The organism is Gilliamella sp. A7 (assembly GCF_002142015.1).
In the GTDB taxonomy this organism is placed as follows: Bacteria; Pseudomonadota; Gammaproteobacteria; order Enterobacterales; family Orbaceae; genus Gilliamella; species Gilliamella apis_A.
Map to the genome: position 1 here is coordinate 14,264 of NZ_NASN01000026.1, position 18,157 is coordinate 32,420.

Consider the following 18,157-nt stretch of genomic DNA (forward strand, 5'->3'; position numbering starts at 1 on the left):
ATCAAAAAAAATTATGTGCGAGATAAATAATTCTAATAATACAACTGATATGTTAAATATTAGCAATACTTAGCTGCTAGTTAACTGTTCTAACTGGGTTAAATAATCCATCGCTTGATCACGATTTAGGCCACACATTTCAAAACAAGGTTTTAAACGATCACAGACTAAAGGTCTATTAGTATTACCAAATAATTTACATTGAAAATTCTCATCTAAATGAAAACAGGCAATCCCGGCAGGCTTACCATTAGGCATAAAAGGCATAGCAGATGAAATTGATGGCGCAATACAACATGCACCACAATTTTTACGGCATTTGAATGAATCAGTCATTAAGTTAAAGGAATTTGTTTATGTTTTATAAAATATATTGGTGACAATAGCAAGTTAAGAGTAAAATAGCGAGCTAAATTTTAACTCAATTAAACATGAAGAAAGTATTATGGCTAAAGCAAATGAAATAAAACGTGGTGATGCTGTCACCTACAATGGCAAACTATTATTGGTGAAAGAAATTGATGTTCAAAGTCCTAGTGCCCGTGGAGCAAGCACCCTTTATAAAATGCGTTTTACTGATGTAAAATCTGGTGGCAAAGTCGAAGAACGTTTTAAAGGTGACGATATTTTAGATACTATCGAACTATTCCGACGTCCGGTAAGCTTTTCTTATATTGACGGTGACGAATATGTTTTTATGGATAATGAAGACTATACGCCATTTATTTTTAAGAAAGATCAAATTGAAGAAGAACTGCTATTTATTCCAGATGGTGGCATGGATGGTATTCAGGTTTTAATGGCCGATAGTGAAGTTGTTGCTTTAGAGTTGCCACAAACAGTTGAACTAGAAATTATTGAAACTTCGCCAAGTATCAAAGGTGCTTCAGCAAGTGCACGGACAAAACCTGCAACATTGTCTACCGGTCTTGTCATTCAAGTTCCGGAATATATTGATAACCACGAAAGAGTTAAAATTCATATCGCAGAACGCCGATATATGAGTCGTGCGGAATAATCTATTAAATCGTGATGAATACATACAATCAAAATAAATTACATAAACGATTGCGACGTCTGACTGGTGAAGCAATCGCTGATTTTAATATGATCGAAGAAGGCGATCGTATAATGGTCTGTTTATCAGGCGGAAAAGATAGTTATACACTGCTAGACATTCTTATTAATTTGAAAATCAGTGCACCAGTGCAATTTGAATTAGTCGCAGTCAACTTAGATCAAAAACAACCTGGCTTTCCTGAGCATGTTTTACCTCAATATCTTGAATCATTAGGTATTGAATATAAAATTGTTCAAGAAAATACTTATGGAATCGTCAAAGAAAAAATTCCAGAAGGTAAAACAACCTGTTCACTATGTTCTAGACTTCGACGTGGTATTTTATATCGTACCGCAACCGAACTTGGTGCAACCAAAATAGCACTTGGACATCATCGTGATGACATTTTAGAAACACTGTTTCTAAACATGTTTTATGGTGGAAAACTTAAAGCTATGCCACCTAAATTGATGAATGATTCTGGTGAACATATTATTATTCGACCTCTTGCGTATTGTAAAGAAAAAGACATTGCAAAATATGCTGAAATGAAGCAATTTCCTATCATCCCATGTAATCTTTGTGGTTCCCAACCTAATTTGCAACGGCAAGTGATTAAAGAGATGCTAAATGATTGGGATAAAAAGTTTCCTGGTCGTATCGAAACTATGTTTCGTGCTACACAAAATATTACCCTGTCTCATTTATGCGATACCAATCTTTACGATTTCAAAGCGATTAAGAAAGGTGATATTGATATCAATGGTGGCGATTTAGCCTTTGACCGTGAAGAATTACCTGCTATGGTCGGATTCGATGTTTCAGAACTCGACGATAAAGATCTAATTCTTTGGAAAGAAGCTAACTAGGGATACCCTCCAGTATTTAAACCCGCTTAATTATCGGCGATACACAATATCGTCGATAATTTTTTAATATTAAAACAATAATCTATTTTATAGAAATTTTGATCCTGCTCACGAATTAACAAAAAAAAATACCATTTTTATTGTGGTTATTATGACATTAAAATAAAATTGAAACGTTCCAATTTTTGATAATATTTAGCTAAAATAGCTTTAAAGAAAAAATAACCTAATTATAGATAGGAGAACAATGTGAAACTACAGTTTTTGGGTTCTGCCGCATCAGAAGGTATCCCAAATCCTTTTTGTAAATGTCAGATTTGTGAAAAATCACGTCAACAAAAAGGTAAAAACATAAGAACTCGAAGTTCGATTCTTATTGATGATATTATGCAAATTGATTTTGCCCCTGAATTTAGCTATCAAGTAATGAGAGAAAACATTGACGTTACTAAAATAAAGGATTTATTGTTTACTCATACGCATCCTGACCATTTTAATGTCGGCGATCTATTTAGTCGTATGATCGATTACGGATTTAATATCGACCATCCACTGTATGTTTATGGCAATGATATTGCAATAAATGGTTGCTTGAATGTTTTACCTGGATATAGTCCTGAACGTTTTGTGTTTAATTTATTAGTTCCCTTTCAAACGGTGGTGACATCAGCTGGTTATACCGTTACTGCGTTGTTGGCTAATCATGCTAAATGGGAATTTTGTTTTATCTATTTAATCGAGAAAGATGGCAAAACCCTACTCCACGGACATGATTCTGGTTATTTTCCTGAACTCACATGGCAATGGTTAAAAAATAGCGGTAAAAAAATTGATATGGCAATTTTTGAATGTACTTACGGCTATAAACAAAATGATAGAACCAATAATCACATGAGTATTGAAACTGTTATTGCAGCTCAAAAACGCATGTTAGACGAAGGTATTTTTGATTCAAATACTCAACTTATCACTTCTCATCATTCTCATAGCAGTGGTTTTATGCATGATGAATTAGTTGAAATATTTAAACCTTATAATATTCAAGTTGCCTATGATGGCTTAATGATGACAATTTAATATGGAGCAATATATGTTTAAAATACCACGTTTACTGGTAATGATGTTTTTACAATATTTTGTGCAGGGTGCATGGAATATGGTGATCGGTGCAGTACTTGCTGCTTATGGATTGAAAGAAATTGTTGGTTCTACTTATTCAGTTTTAGGAATTGCAACCATCATTTCGCCACTTTTTATTGGTATGATTGCCGATAGATTCATCGCATCTCAAAAAGTGATGGGGATATTACACATTCTTAATGCCGGTGTTTTATTTATCATTCCTAACTTTGTTGAAAGTGGCAATATAGTCGGCTTTTTAATAATGATATTTATTGTTGGTTTATTATTCTATCCAACAACTGCTTTAGCAAATAGCGTTAGCTTTAGACATATAGATGGTGTGCGTTGGTTCCCAATTATTCGTGTATTTGGTACTATCGGCTTTATGATAGTAGGATTAATTCTTGGTTACACTGGTTTTTCAAGTTCTATCAATTCATTTTTACTTGCTTCTGGTGCTTCTGTGGTTTACGGCATTTATTGTTTTACTTTACCAAATACTCCACCAACCAGTAGAAATAAAAAATTCTCAATTCGAGATGCTATGTGTTTAGATGCCTTATCTCTTTTTAAAGATAAATATTTCACTATATTCATGCTTTCTACCTTTATCTTAATGATAACTAAAACTGCATATAGTGCTTATTTACCCGTTTATTTGCCTGTATTAGGATTAGAACCAGCATCAATGATGCAAATTGCTATTGCTACAGAAGTGCTATTTATGTTCCTTTTATCTTTCCTACTAGGTCGCTTTGGGTTTAAAAAGATCATCTTATTCGGTGCAATTTGTTGGATAATTCGTTGTATGATGTTATCGTTAGCAGCAACGTCAGATGGTAATATGTTCTTTTATATTATTGGAGCTTTATTATTACAAGGTATTTGTTGGGATTTCTTCTTTACCGCGGGCGATATTTATGTTGATAAAAAAGCTGGCCCAGAAATCAAAGCTCAGGCTCAAGGCTTACGTTTTATTGTTTCTAATGGCTTTGGTGTATTTATGGCGGCATCGGTATGTGGATTTATCAATAATCGTGTTGTTACTGAAAAAACATTACCTAATGCTGGACCTCAATGGCAAGAGTTTTGGATCTATCCAGCTGTAGTTGCAGCAATTGTTGCGGTAGGTTTCTGGTACTTCTTTAGAGACAAAGATGTCATCATGACACCTAAAAAAGTAGAATCAGAATAATCCATTCACAGTTAACGATAAAAAGTTACGTAAACTATGGCTAATAATTATTTATTAGCCATAGTTTTTTCTATCTCAACATTAATCAACTCAATTATTTGTAATGAAGTATATTGATTGGTTATCCATTTGGTTAGATATTTGCCAATAATGTTTTCTATCAATCTTAAATTAATTGCATTACCTGTCATACTATTTTCCCGAATACCATTTGCGTACTGTTGTTGTACCACTGGTAACCATGGATAACTCTTAATAATTCTATGATTTTGAAAAATAGATTTTTGTGCCGTGGCGCCACCAAGTAATGCTATTTGCTCACTGATTTCATTTGAATAAAGCCAATCAAAAAAGATTTTAGCTTGCTTATCTTTTTGACTATATTTAGACATTCCAAGTGATCCACCACCAAATAAAGATTTTTTACCTGGTACTTTTGCGTACCCAACTAAAGGTAAAATATTACGGTGATTGATATAACTAAATAAATTCATATATACAATCAACATAGCAAGTTTACCTTGTTCAAATAAATTTACTGATTCTTGCCACCAAGCTGATTGTATGTTTTTGGCAACCTTTATGAATGATTGCAACCGATTTAAAGTGTTAAGTGCAATAGACTGATTTAAAACTAATTTATTGTTATTAATTAATTTTCCACCTTGTGCATAATAACGGACCAAAAACTCTGAAGCCATGAGTTCATAATTACCTAAAGTGATACAACTACCAAATTCTACTTGTGATTCAGAGTTGTGTTGTCGACTAAAAAATCTTGATATTTGATCAAATTCAGTAAAACTTTTAGGAACATTTAGTTGTTGTCGATATGTTTCAAAATAAGCTCGTTTACTTAATGGGTCATTAAATAAATCTTTGCGATAAAAAAGCATCTGTACACTAGGGTCAAAAGGAATTGCATAACTAATATCATCTACATAACTAAAGCGCTCAACGATTTCAGCTGGATATTTTGTTAATAAATGGTCGAGATTGATAGCTAATTTAGATAAAGGTTTGAATACTGACGGTGCAAACCAAGGTAATCCGGCCATATCTATTCGTATAATATCAATGTGTTGATGCTGGTTGATTTGATTTAGAATATGATATATTTCGTCAAAAGGCTTAATAATTAAATTAACATCAATACCACTCATTTTCTTGAAATGGGGTAGTAGTTTTTTAACAGCCTGTGTTGATGGGCTTGGTAAAATTAAAAAATTAATAGTTTCACTATTTTTAGTCGTACTTACCAAATTTGAATCAGGTAATAATGAAAAACCTTTATTATCAATTTTGCTTATAGTTTCTCTTTCAACCAATTTCATAATTTGTTCACTCAAAATGCCATAGTTCATATGGTATTGATAGATATTATCTTCATAATAAAAATTATTATTAGTTAAAGTGTAAATTGGTGGGCACTGTTGTAAACTACCAAAATAATTTGCATTACGGACAAAATGAGCTCGCTCCATATCCATAGTAATAATTGCATCATACTTAATCTGTTCATCGACAAAAAAACTAAATGCTAAATTATAAGTACCATCAGAAGGCTTCGAAGAAACATTATTCAGTATTACTTTGTAATTATGTTTTTTAAACTGATTTTCTAAACTTTTTTTAAAAGTTTGAGAATGAGTATAATGATCTGAATTACTAAATAATCCAACACGATGACAAGACCTCTTGATTAACTCATTAGCTATGTCTTGTCCAGCTTTTTCATAATCCAATGAAACAAATTGTAATGCAGATAACGGCTTTCTATAAACAAAAATTATTTTCTCTTTTGGCAACTTAATTTTTTGATAATATTCACTAGCATCAGGTAATGCGCTAACAACTATAACAGCATAATCTCGCTTAACAGCCACTTTTTGAATTAATTGTAATTCAAGATCTTTCGAATCATAGGTTAAATAAAGTGACAATTCGTAACCAAGGCGATTAGCTTGACTAAATAAACCATCATATAAATTACTGTATTGTTCAGAAGTAATATTGGGCAGAAGCACCGAAATTGATTTGGTTGAACCTTCCTTTAAATTTTTAGCGGATAAATTAATTTGATAGCCTAACTGTTGAATGGCTTGTTCAACCAATTTGATTTTTTTTACGCTAACGTTACCACGATCATTAAGCACGTTTGATACAGTTCCATGGGATACGCCGGCAAGTTTTGCAATATCTTTGATCGTCGCCATTAAGTTGTAAACTCCATTAATTTTATTCAGCAATCAAATCGAATTTTTGCCCAATAATAAAAAGATTTTTAGTAATTGGTTAATTATTATTTAAGCCATGTTAACCAACTTTGATTCACAATCTGTTTTTCTAATTGAAAGCATGAATCATCAACTGTACTCGGTAAAAGTTGTAATGATAATTGATGGATTTCATTGCGCATATCAATATAAGCTTTAGTTAACTGTTCAGCTTCTTGGTTATTCATAATTTGGTAATTTGCCGCTAATTCTAAAATCCGTACGTTATCACTCCATGTTGTCATTTTAGGATATTGATGAGCATAATTAAGTACTAGATATTGGGATAAGAATTCAATATCACCAATACCTCCTTCATCAATTTTCAAATTAAATCGATGTTGCTCTGTTGTACCTAAATGGGTCCGCATCTTTTCGCGCATCTCTCTAACTTCGGTTTTTAATACCTTTTCTTCACGAGGTTTACATAAAACATCATGCCTAATTTGGTTGAAGCGTTTAATCAGTTCTATCTCACCATATACAGCTCTAGCTCGGACTAATGCTTGGTGTTCCCATGTCCAAGCTTCATGCATTTGATAGTCATAAAAAGCATTTAAACTACAAGCTAATAAACCTGCATCACCTTGTGGACGTAAACGAACATCAACTTCATAAAGAATTCCAAAGCTGGTGCGAACATTGAAGAGATGAATGATCCTTTGTACTAATCGTAAATAAAATTGGCGACTATCAATTTGCTTATCACCATTAGTCATGCTATCTACAGGGCAATCATGAAGGAATACCAGATCTAAATCTGAACCATAACCCAATTCCCAACCACCTAATTTGCCATATGCGATAATAATCAATCCTTTTTGATTGTCAGTTAAATGTGAGGGTTTACCATAACGAGCAACCATTTGATTCCATGCCATTTGTACAACAAAATCAATTAGTGATTCTGCAACATAGGTCAAGTGATCGCTTACTTTCATAGTATTTAATACCTGCTCAACATCGGCAGCAGCTATATGCAATAATTGCATTTGCTTAAATTGTCTCAGTGCTTCAAGTTGTTGTTCTTCATCATCAACCTCAATACGAAGTAAGTATTGATAAAGTTCACTTTTGTATTCATTTGGTGAAACAGTTTGATAAAGAGAGTTAATATCTATTAGTTCATCTAATAAGATTGGATAATGAGCAAGTTGCTCACTAATCATTGGCGAGGCACTACATAACCGAATTAACTGCTTCATTGCTGTTGGATATTCAAGTAGTAATTCTAAATAAGTTGTTCGGCTAACAATATTAACTAATAAAGGTAAAATTCGTGATAATAATACTAATGTATTTTTATCATTACAAACCAACTCCAACAATCGTGGCATCAATTGGTCAAGTATTTCACGACCTCGTACTCCAATTGTCCGTTTACCAATATCATCACGAAACTGACAAAGCGTTTGATATAATTTTTCAGCATCATCATTTGAATAAGAAGTCAGTACTGAAGTAACATCACTTAATTGCAAATCTGGGACCCAAAGATCGTCAAATTGATCGTTGTATTGTTTAGAATTCGAGACCGATTTAGATTCATCTTCACCGATAAGTTGGTTAAATACTTGTCTATTAAATTGCATTCTTTTAGCGAGATCAGCTTCAAATTCATACCAATCATTAAAGTTCATACTAGTAGCAATACGAATTCGATCCAGTTCATCGTCTGGCAATGTTTGTGTTTGCTCGTCATGTATAGCTTGGAGTAAATTTTCACAGCGGCGTAGGAAAAAGTAATTTTCACGTAAAGTATCTACTTCATTAACACTAAGTAACGTTTCTTGTTCTATTACTTGTAAGGCAGTTAATAAAGAACGAGTTTGTAGACCGACAACTCGCCCTCCACGTATAAGTTGAAAAACTTGCACAATAAATTCAATTTCACGTATACCACCAGCACCAAGTTTGATATTGTTAGTCAATCCTCGACGCCGAACTTCACGCTCTATCATACTTTTCATATTTCTTAATGACTGCAATACACTGAAATCAATATAACGTCGGTAAACAAATGGTTTTAGCATTTGGTAAAGCTCTTTGGTATAAGGATCTTGCTGATCACCAAGTATTTTTGCTTTTACCATAGCATAACGTTCCCAGTCTCTCCCCTGCTCTTGATAATAATCTTCCATAGCAGCAAAACTTAAAACCAGCGGTCCTCCATCACCAAGTGGACGTAACCGCATATCAACACGGTAGACAAAACCATCCTCAGTTATTTGGTCTAGTGTTTTAATTAAGCGTTGCCCTAAACGGGTAAAAAACACCGCATTGTCTAATTCTCTTCTACCTCCTTGTGTTTGACCATGTTCAGGGTAGGTAAAAATAAGATCAATATCTGATGAAAAATTAAGTTCGCCACCACCTAATTTTCCCATGCCTAAAATAAGTAAAGGTTGAGCTTGCCCATGTAAATTACATGGTGTTCCCCATTCCTTACAACTAAGCTCATAAAGCCAATTACGTGTTGTGACAATAATCACTTCAGCTAGCTGCGTGAGTTGTAATAAAATTTGCTCTTCATTACTAGTTCGAGTTAATTGTGACCATTCAAGTCTTACCAAAATATAACGTCTAAATAATCTTAATGCCTTCATTAGCGCTAATTCATCAAATACTGATGCTAGTTTTTCATTTAACCATTGTTGATAAAAACATCTTTCATCAGCTTGAGGAGGATGAGTAATAATATCTGTCAGCCACTCAGGAAATCGATAAAAAGCATCGACCAGAAAGTCACTTTGAAGCAAAATGTTAAGGTTATCAAGCACTTCATTTGAATCACATTGTGACAATTGGGATATAATCTTTTGTTTTTGCTGAGCAATTAATGGTGAAACTAACGAGCTTGGCTGGGACATAATAAGCACTCACTTAAAAATATTTATATAATGATAAAATCACCTAATTAACTATTATAAATGACTTTTTACATACCGATATCTTTTTATTGAACTATATTGTAAAAATCATATTAATTGTTTTTCACATAATTAATGGAGAGAATTAATACCAACAAATTAATTAAAATGAAAAAAGTGACTGCATTTGCAAGTCACTTTATGTTAGTAAATAATTTTTGTGTTAACGAATAAAAACAATTTATTATGAGAAGCTATAACGGTACCCAATGTTAACTTGTTTTTGATCGAATTTATTGCCCAGTGAATAAACTGCATCAACATATAAATTATGTTGATTATTAAATTGCATATTTACACCTATCCCGTTATCCCACCAATTACCGGCAAAATTATACTTTTCTTTTGCTACATGGTTAAATACATAGGATGTTTGGCCTGCAAACTCTTTCACATAGCCTGTTTTTAAATATACATCAATAATATTATTATTTTGTGAGAAATTGTTACCTATAATAATGCTTGCTCGACTAAGTAATGAATCGTAACTGTTTAATTTGGTTTTTAAACCATTAGTTGCTGTAATTACTGTACTACCCTGATGGGAATAAGTTAGCTGAGTTTGTGGTTCAATATACCAACCTTGATTTGAATTCAATGCAGGAGAAAAGTAGAATCGTTGCCCAACTTCTATTCCTATTGAAAGACCATTAGTATCGCCATCACCTTTTACTAAATAACCACCACCTGTTCGGGAATTAAATTTATTCTCCATTATCATATATTTGGCTAAAGCATCAATATACAATCCAGATTGATCTAAAATGGTACCATAAATTGAAGCATAATAGCCTGTCGTGTTTCCATCACCTACATGATGATCGATATTTCCTCGACTGTAGCCCCCCATAATGCCATAATAAACATCACCATTATTAACTTCAATTTTTCTATCCAAACCAAGCTGTAAGCCATAATAATTCATAGTAAAATCTGACAACCGCTTATCATTAAATGAGCTTAGTTTACCACTATAAATACGGCCCCATGCATCTGCTGCAGTTGTTTCATTTCTACGAAGTTTTCCCATTCTTTGAAGTAAAGTTTGTGTTTCAATGTAATTAAGCAAATAATTAGAATTAAGAATATTCGCTGCATTTTGAGCGGTATTCGTTAAATGTGGTCTACTTGGTTTTACCGGGTTGTCTGATTCGGAATTTGTCGCTGACAATACCCAATCTTCTGAACCATTGTTACGCTCATTAGTAACTTTAGTTAATTTATTAAATTGATATGGACCAATATCAATTGATGGTGAAATTAAGTTAAAATTAGCGCCCCCCCCTTCAGTTTCAACTAAAGTAATTTTTTCATTACCGTCAACCATTGCAGAACCAGTGTAATCATCTTTGATTGAAATATTATGATTCCCTTTAGCTTGCAAGGATCCAGTAATTTTAAGTAAATCATTAGCAAAATTATTACCTAATGAAGTCCGTAATTCAAAGATCCCATTACCAGATAATGAATTTGCGGTTAAAAGCATGTTATTTGAGCCGTTAAGATTTTTGATATTGTTTGGTGTTGCATAATCATACCCAAAACTAACTTTAGCATTATTATTTAGTACAAGGGAGTCAATATATGAACTATCTGTCATTCGCCATTGGCTTTGACTACCTGTCATTGTAACGTTGATATTACCTTTTTCTTCGAGAGTATTATTATGAGCATTATTGATTGCAGTTAATAAAATCGAACCATCAGTTAAATCAAGATCGATTTGCCCTTTATCTTTAGCATAAATATCCCCTTTTATATACGATTTTCCTTGAACAGTTACTTGACCTGTATTCGCATATATGGCTTTATGGCTTTTATGATTAACCGAGACAATGTTATTAGTATTTGTGCCACTATCAATGAATATTTTTCCGGCACTTTGTTTCATTTCAATAGCGTTTCCATTGGCGGTTATTACATCTAATCCATTATTAAAATTAATAACACTGTCAGCATTTGGATTAGCACCAGCTTGTTGTAATGCTGCAACTCCAACGGAGTAATCCCCATTCATATTAATCGTTACTTTATCATTAAAATTTAAATTTATACCAATAGCATTAGGATTATTGTTGAGTAGAGATAAAATACCATAACTACTATTTCCTATGGACTGAATAACTACTTTGCCATCAAAGTTCCCATCAGTTTTAATTGTGTTTGAACCATTGTATGCTCGAATTCCAATAAAACTATGATTTGATACACCGGTACCATTTATTATTACTTTTTTTGCAAAATTGCCTTTACCACCACTGGCTAAATATATTCCAGTACCATCTTGAACATTTAAGCGAATATCACTTAAAACATCAACTTTCCCATCAGAATGAGCATGAATATTAAATGCACTATTATAATGCCCTATTCCATTCGTTTGGATAATAAATTCATCTAATCCAGTATCAATAGTTATTGTTTTGCCAGCAACTTGCGACTTAATAGCTGATATTTTATTTTTTGCTAAATTGATATGTGGTAGTGAACTATCTGTTATATTCTGAATAATAATATCATCTGTTGAAACTGTAATACCATTTTCAGCATATTCTTCAATATTGTTTGCATCTATGATGGTTAAAGCATTTGAAAAATGAGATGTGACTAGACAGGTCCCAAAGGTTAATTTAAACAAAAGGTTAATTTTATCTGAATTGCGTTTAAGCACAAAACCTCCATATTTATTATAATTTCTATTCATTAGATTATTAAATTCAATGTGAACAATAAAAAACTAATTAATTGTTATACTTGAATTTTAAGAGAATGATAAAATAACAAAAATGTATCAAGAATGTCTATGTTAATTATTTGATTATATGAGTGAATAGCGTTTTTTTGTACTAAATGGAAAAAAATAGCGAATTTTAATGAAATATAAACTAAGTTTTGATTATTTATCATTAGATTGATGATAAGTTTACCTTGAGAATAAAAAATCAAATTGAGTTATTCTATTATAGAATTTTAATTTTCCTTTTTGAATCAAAAAAAAGTTTTGCCATAGTTCTAACCATTAGGCTACTTACAATAAATAACATCACTATTATTACCCAACAACAGGTAATTAATGTTGGAGTATAAGGTAAACTATAATATATTTGTAAAAATTCAAACATTCGGATACAAATAAAAATAATAAATACAAACAATATACAGTTTAAGATAAAGGTGCTTAGCGAACTAATAATTAGCCTTGTTAGGTTTAAACTTTCTGTTACCCCTTTAAAGCATCTTCTTAACAAAAAATAACCCAGCAAATTAGTGATTAATAAAAATATAATCAAAATACCTAATTCTATAATAATGCTATATGAACTGTAATCAATATATCTATCAAGCACAAAAAATAAAATAAATACAGTAATAAAGTAACAATTATAAAGTGAAATAAATACGCCAAGATGTAACTTTTGACTTTCAATTTGCGTTAATCCACTATCATTATGTATATATTTGTAATTAAGAAATTTAACACTAAAAAAAGTTAAAATTGTTATGAAAAGATAACTCATCACTACTTCTGTACAGTTAAATATGCCGATTATAGAAATAAAATATATATCTATACCTGCATATTGCTGATCAATAAACATCCACTTATTAATATAAGTCCGATAAAGCCATCTTCCTACTATTTCACTCAATACAATTAATATGGCTATAATGAAAGTATTAATAATATTTTTTCGATTGATTATATTAATAGAATATTTGTTCAATAAAACGATGACAATAATAAAAAGTATAATTGAATTCGGTAACTGTAAATAGAAGTTGATTAAAAGTCGTTGAATAATTCCTTTACTTATCTGAAAAAATGTCAAATCAGATGCAGTAAAATAATTATTAATTACAATGAAATAGGCTGTAAACAAAACAATATTTACAAGCCAATAAAATAAAACAAATAATAAAGGTAATTTGAATAACGTTTTTTTCATTTTTATAACTAATTTTTATCCGCTTTATTTATTTCAGCAATTAACATGAGTTTTACTTTTGTATTGATTTCACTATAAGCAAAATTTTCGACCGAGTCGATATATGTGATGGCTGTTTGCCAATGATGAAATTCAGGTCCTATTGACAAGTTCTGGCTAATTAGCATTTCATTTATTTGAGTTACTAGCTGTTGATAATAGGTTAAATCATTATTTTCTAATGCATATTCTTCATGCTGTTGCCAAAAATCTAACACGTTTGATAAATCATTTAGCTTTGTCACAGAAATCATAGTTGGCGTAAAAGATAAGTTGTTTAATAAACGATAACCACGAGAAGCTTTACTTTGCGAAAATAAATGTAAATGGAATCGGCTTAATTCAATAGCGAAATTAATTAAATCCAATTTATTACCCTGTTTTATTTCGAGTTCAATCTCTTGAATAGGTATCAATTTTCCGTTTGAGGTAATTTGGCCTTGATCTAATGCCACTTCTATTTCACTATTCGCAAATGAAATTAACCAAGTTTGACGTTTAAAGTTAGTAGTAAACAGAGGGATTATTTCTTGTTGTAACAGTTTTATATCACAATTAGCTGGTAATGCTCCTTTTGGTAACACACTCAAATCAAGCTTATCATCAGGAAGAGACTCATTAAACTCAATTCGTTCGTGTAATCCTCCGACAGATTTCCCTTTTGATTTTAATGTCATTTCAAAATGCTTACCGTTAGCATCTTCGCTTATTCTAACTCGTAAACCACAACCATTGTGACGTAGAAAATAATCTTCGCTATCATAATAAGTATTAATCAAATTTAATTGATTAACTAGTGTTCTTGACCCTTGCGAAGAAAATTCTGCTTCATCACAACATACCCATTGATTTAAATAAAGTTGCAGCTCTGCTATATCAGCTTGATTAATCTGAAACTTTAATTCAATTTCATTACTCATTCGTCTGTTTTTTATCAGTTATTTTGTTATATGATATACTGATTATTTTCAGAAATATAGCCAATCATTAATTAATAGACAATGTCTGTTTTTGTAGGCTATAAAGCTTAGTAAATAAGCCATTTTTATCCATTAATTGTTGATAATTGCCTTGTTCTACAATTGAACCTTGATCTAAGACAATAATATTATCAGCACCAATGATAGTTTTTAAACGATGAGCAATGACAATGACAGTTTTATCTTTTACTAGATTAGCAATGGCTTCTTGAATATAAACTTCATTTTCAGGATCCAAAGAAGCGGTAGCCTCATCAAGCAAAATAATAGGTGCATTTTTTAATAATGCTCTCGCAATTGAGATACGTTGCCGTTCACCGCCAGAAAGTTTACTACCGTTTTCACCAATTAATGTATTCCACCCATCTGGTAATCGAGCTACTAGCTCATCACATCTAGCGATGTTAGCCACATGTTTTACCTCTTCATCAGTAGCATTATGCCTACCAATTCGAATATTATTCATAATAGTATCATCAAACAATACCACCTTCTGAAAAACAAAAGCCATTGAATGCATTAATGTTTCCGGATCTATTTGCTTAATATCTTGATTATCTATAGTGATTTTTCCTGAATTTACATCCCAGAAACGCGCAATCAACTGTAATAAGGTACTTTTACCACTACCAGATGGCCCAACTAGTGCTGTCATTTTTCCTTCAGGTATAACGCAACTTACATTATTAATAACATTTGTCTGATTATAGGAAAAATTAATCTTATCAATATTGATATTATAATTAGTAAAAGTCACATCATCTTTACCTTCCATAATAGGCTCATTTTGCAGACTCTTCATTCTATCGATAGAAACTAGCATATAGAAGAGTTCTGGTAATAATGTTAAAACCGAAATTAATGGACTATAAATTCGCGAGCTAATAATTACAAACGCAATAAAAGTAATTGGATCCAAACTTCCAGAAATCATTAAGATAACCCCGAGTAAAACAACAATACCTAAACCCACTTGTAATATCATGGTAGACAAAGTAACAATAATTCCACCTATTCCTTCAAATTTAATCGATGCCCACATCATATTTTTCAGAGCTTCATCTAAACGCTGGAATTTTTTACCACTTAAACCAAAACCCTTTATGATTTTTATGCCATCAAGATATTCTTGAACCTCATCGGAAACAGCTAATTTAGCTTGAACATGTTTTTCACCCAATTTTTGTTCAAGTCTTTTACCTACAACAACAATAATAATAGCAATGGGCAAAGTACAAAAAATTGCCGCAGCCATCCGCCAATCATAGAATGCTAATAAGCAACAAGTTATTAGACTGCTAACTGAATATCCTATTAATTGCGGTATGACATGGCTAAGCATATTTTCAATAACCGCGCAATCACCCATAATATTTGCGGTAAGTTCAGAAAGATCTTTTCGATTAAAAAAGCTTAGTGGTAATTTGCGAAGTTTTTCAGCGACCGCAATTCGAGTATTAGCAGCTTGACTAAAAGCATTAGCGTAAGTCTTTTTATATTCCCTTTTATAACAGATTAAGAACAAAATTGCAGATAACACGCCTAAGCCTGCCATTATCCAAAGACAATAAACATTCACTGGTATTTGGTTAGTTAAAGGCTCAATTAACAACATGATTACCTGTAATAAAATTACAAAGGGCAGCATTAATGTCAAATTGGATAAGGTACAAGCGATGATAGCTTGATTAAGATTTTTACTTTCTATATCTGACAACATCAATATTTTTTTAAACATGTGCTACCCCATCATTATGACAAGAGTGATCTGAATGACAATTTTTAGCTGAATTTGGCTGATCCATTTGCCAATCTAATGTTTGCTTGTAATATTGCCACATTTTGTAATAGGTATTTTGTTTATCAATAAGTTGCTGATGGGTTCCTTTTTCAACAATACTTCCTTTATCTAATACCACAATTTGATCGGCATCTTTTATTGTTGATAGACGATGGGCAATCATAATAACGGTTTTACCTTCCATTAATACTTTTAAAGCAAGTTGAATTTTGTATTCATTTTCAGGATCAGCAAAAGATGTAGCTTCATCAAGAATCAGTATAGGTGAGTTTTTTAGTAATGCTCGAGCGATTGCTAATCGTTGCATTTCTCCACCAGACAAATGCAATCCTTTAGAGCCTATAACAGACTGATAGCCATCTGGTAATTTTTCAATAAAATCATGGCACTGAGCAGCTTTAGATGCAGCAATAACTTCGTCTAGATCTGCATCCGGTTTGCCGATTTTAATATTATCTAAAATTGTTTGTTTAAAGAGAAAAACATCTTGAAACACAAAGCTAACTAATGACAATAAATATTCACTACTCATTTGTTTGATATCTACACCACCATTGGTTATTGATCCTTCCCTAGGATCAAAAAAGCGCGGAATAAGTAATGAAATGGTACTTTTGCCACTACCAGAAAGCCCAACTAATGCGGTGGTTGTTCCCTGTTTGGCAGTAAAAGAGATATGATTGAGGGCATTACTTTCTAAAGAATCATTATCTTTATTTTCATTATAAGAGAATGTAACTTCATTAAAACAAATGTCATAATTATTAACCTCAAGGCCTGATTTCGGTTCAGTCAATGATTTTATATTGAGAACAGTATCCATATTTTCAACACTTTTAACTGCCCTTTGAAAACCTTGTGATACATATAAAAGTTTGAAAAAAGGTGCCGGCAAAGCTAGGGAGAAAATTAAATAGAAAATAGATGACAAAATAAAATTGGCATAATTTTCTGTTGTACCTAATAATAAAATTATTACAGGAATAATAAAAAGATAGATATTATTTAATATGAGCAAAAATAGTGCCATATGATATTTAAAACAATCTATAAACTTAAGACAATATTGTTGATAAGCTTTGATAGATTCATAAAAGCGTTTAAAAGAAAAGAAAGTTTGATTAAAAGCTTTAACCACTGTTATACCACGAATATATTCAACTGAAGCATTACTCATATCAATTAATCGGGTTTGAAACTCTTGCATATTGTTTTTAATTTCTTTACGACGATAACCACTTTTTAAAACAATATAAGCTAAGATGATTGGTACTAATGTTGCCAAACCTAAACGCCAATCGAAAATAGCTAAAATAATAAAAATAATAATTGGAGTAGCAAATGAACCAATCATATCAGGCAACTGATGTGCAATAAAAATCTCTATTTTTTCAATATCATCATCAACAATTTTTCGTAATTCGCCACTTGAATGTTTAGTGTAAAATCCGAGAGGTAAATATGATAAATATCTAATAAAATTGTACTTTAAATGATAAAGCGTTTTAAATGCAGCAATATGCGAAAGACAAAGTGCAACAAAATTTAAAAATATTGAAGATGCCGCAGAAACAAAAGCTACCCACCCATAATCGATAATAAGTTCATTATTTAATGTTGTGTTGTTGGTTAGACTGATAATAATTTCATAAACAATATAATATACTGAAATAAAAGGAACAAAAGCAGTAGCGACGCTTAAGATTGAAAATAAACAAGATAAAATGATAAGTATTTTATATCGAAAAGCAAGTTGCCAAAGACGAGAAGTAGGATTGTTATTACACGTTTTCATAAAATGAACACTCCGTTGTGGTAATAATAATCATTATCAGTTATAAATTTTAAAATAACAATTACTTTTGCCCCTACTTTGATTTATCTTAGCTATTACTATTATAGATATTACAGACAAAAAAAGACTATCCTATTTATGAC

The 18,157-nt window shown here is 31.7% G+C and carries 11 protein-coding genes; 4 read left to right on the forward strand and 7 right to left on the reverse strand.

Going from position 1 to position 18,157, the window contains the following annotated elements; translation table 11 throughout:
* Positions 1-69: 69 nt before the first annotated feature.
* Positions 70-336 (reverse strand): YkgJ family cysteine cluster protein, encoded by a 267-nt coding sequence (locus B6D18_RS07745; protein WP_086363930.1) that lies wholly within the window; start codon positions 334-336, stop codon positions 70-72.
* 109 nt (positions 337-445) lie between these two features.
* On the opposite strand from B6D18_RS07745, the gene yeiP reads away from it, so the two are divergent.
* The 4 genes from yeiP to B6D18_RS07765 all read left to right on the forward strand — a co-directional run bounded on the left by yeiP (position 446) and on the right by B6D18_RS07765 (position 4,246).
* The gene (yeiP, locus tag B6D18_RS07750; protein WP_086363931.1) at positions 446-1,018 is read left to right on the forward strand and encodes an elongation factor P-like protein YeiP; all 573 of its coding nucleotides are present in this window, start codon (positions 446-448) and stop codon (positions 1,016-1,018) included.
* A gap of 14 nt (positions 1,019-1,032) precedes the next feature.
* Entirely contained in the window at positions 1,033-1,929 is an 897-nt protein-coding gene (gene ttcA / locus B6D18_RS07755) for a tRNA 2-thiocytidine(32) synthetase TtcA (protein WP_086363932.1), read from the forward strand.
* 249 nt (positions 1,930-2,178) lie between these two features.
* Positions 2,179-3,006: an MBL fold metallo-hydrolase gene (locus tag B6D18_RS07760; RefSeq protein WP_086363933.1), complete on the forward strand. Its 828-nt coding sequence runs from the start codon at positions 2,179-2,181 to the stop codon at positions 3,004-3,006.
* 13 nt (positions 3,007-3,019) lie between these two features.
* The gene (locus B6D18_RS07765; protein WP_086363934.1) at positions 3,020-4,246 is read left to right on the forward strand and encodes an MFS transporter; all 1,227 of its coding nucleotides are present in this window, start codon (positions 3,020-3,022) and stop codon (positions 4,244-4,246) included.
* A gap of 47 nt (positions 4,247-4,293) precedes the next feature.
* Here B6D18_RS07765 and B6D18_RS07770 read toward each other — a convergent pair whose 3' ends face one another.
* The 6 genes from B6D18_RS07770 to B6D18_RS07800 form a co-directional block, all read right to left on the reverse strand.
* Positions 4,294-6,462 (reverse strand): extracellular solute-binding protein, encoded by a 2,169-nt coding sequence (locus tag B6D18_RS07770; protein WP_086363935.1) that lies wholly within the window; start codon positions 6,460-6,462, stop codon positions 4,294-4,296.
* A gap of 86 nt (positions 6,463-6,548) precedes the next feature.
* Positions 6,549-9,392, reverse strand: coding sequence for a bifunctional [glutamate--ammonia ligase]-adenylyl-L-tyrosine phosphorylase/[glutamate--ammonia-ligase] adenylyltransferase (glnE, locus tag B6D18_RS07775; protein WP_086363936.1), 2,844 nt, complete (start codon positions 9,390-9,392; stop codon positions 6,549-6,551).
* Between the two features lie 244 nt (positions 9,393-9,636).
* Positions 9,637-12,123 carry an autotransporter outer membrane beta-barrel domain-containing protein gene (locus B6D18_RS07780; protein WP_158092544.1) on the reverse strand — a complete coding sequence of 829 codons (2,487 nt, stop codon included), beginning with the start codon at positions 12,121-12,123 and terminating at the stop codon, positions 9,637-9,639.
* 1,284 nt (positions 12,124-13,407) lie between these two features.
* Positions 13,408-14,358: an inorganic triphosphatase gene (locus B6D18_RS07790; RefSeq protein ID WP_086363939.1), complete on the reverse strand. Its 951-nt coding sequence runs from the start codon at positions 14,356-14,358 to the stop codon at positions 13,408-13,410.
* 67 nt (positions 14,359-14,425) lie between these two features.
* The gene (locus B6D18_RS07795) at positions 14,426-16,156 is read right to left on the reverse strand and encodes an ABC transporter ATP-binding protein (protein WP_086363940.1); all 1,731 of its coding nucleotides are present in this window, start codon (positions 16,154-16,156) and stop codon (positions 14,426-14,428) included.
* A complete protein-coding gene (locus B6D18_RS07800; RefSeq protein ID WP_086363941.1) occupies positions 16,149-18,014 on the reverse strand; it encodes an ABC transporter ATP-binding protein in 1,866 nt (621 codons plus the stop codon). Before B6D18_RS07800 ends, B6D18_RS07795 begins: the two co-directional genes overlap by 8 nt.
* Positions 18,015-18,157 lie beyond the last annotated feature (143 nt).